The organism is Vibrio genomosp. F10 str. 9ZD137 (genome assembly GCF_049974785.1).
Taxonomy (GTDB): domain Bacteria; phylum Pseudomonadota; class Gammaproteobacteria; order Enterobacterales; family Vibrionaceae; genus Vibrio.
The window spans coordinates 1-230 of record NZ_JBNGCJ010000224.1; the positions used below are offsets into that span (position 1 = coordinate 1).

General features: G+C 49.1%; 1 pseudogene. It reads right to left on the minus strand.

The features are described 5' to 3' along the window. Window positions 1–230: pseudogene (locus tag ACP45E_RS03150) on the minus strand (UDP-N-acetylglucosamine 1-carboxyvinyltransferase); the annotation flags it as partial.

The following is a 230-nucleotide window of genomic DNA, read 5'->3' on the forward strand; positions in this document are numbered from 1 at the left end:
TGCAACTAAGAATGTACCGGTTTCAATGCGATCGGCGACAACTGAGTGGCTTCCGCCACCAAGACGCTCAACACCTTCAATAGTGATGGTATCGGTACCTGCACCAGTAATTTTAGCACCCAGCTTATTTAGGAAATCAGCGGTATCGACAATCTCAGGTTCTCGTGCTGAGTTATCCAGTACGGTTGTACCCGTTGCCAGTGTTGCTGCGCACATGACCGTTATGGTTG